This window comes from Tahibacter harae (genome assembly GCF_024437735.1).
Classification (GTDB): domain Bacteria; phylum Pseudomonadota; class Gammaproteobacteria; order Xanthomonadales; family Rhodanobacteraceae; genus Tahibacter; species Tahibacter harae.
Genome location: NZ_JANFQO010000070.1, coordinates 1 through 395, shown reverse-complemented (window position 1 = coordinate 395; position 395 = coordinate 1). Strand labels below are relative to the sequence as shown.

Below are 395 nucleotides of genomic sequence, written 5' to 3'. Positions count from 1 at the left end.
ATCATTGCTCCTCCCGAGAGGAAGTACTCCGTCTGGATCGGTGGCTCCATCCTGGCTTCCCTGTCCACCTTCCAGCAGATGTGGATCTCCAAGCAGGAGTACGATGAGGCTGGCCCCAGCATTGTCCACAGGAAGTGCTTCTAAATCCTCCATCTTCTTCTCCAGCTTCTCCATCATCTCCATCACTTTCACCACCAGCTATATGGGGATCAATCGAGGAGGGGGATCAACCTCTGCGGCACAGCAACACTCTGCTGTCAATGGACTGTCTGTCTGCGCTGTTGACATTCATATGCATTTTTTATCCTCTTAAAATGTGCATATTTTGTGGCTGTCTGTTGTCTGTGTTAAACGGAGAAAGGCTGTGAAAAACCACCACTGAACCATGCACCCAC

The 395-nt window shown here is 50.1% G+C and carries 1 protein-coding gene; it reads left to right on the top strand.

Annotated elements, in window-relative coordinates; translation table 11 throughout:
• Complete coding sequence (locus tag NM961_RS24420; protein ID WP_500691680.1) at nucleotides 1-144, top strand: hypothetical protein; 144 nt, start codon at nucleotides 1-3, stop codon at nucleotides 142-144.
• Nucleotides 145-395 lie beyond the last annotated feature (251 nt).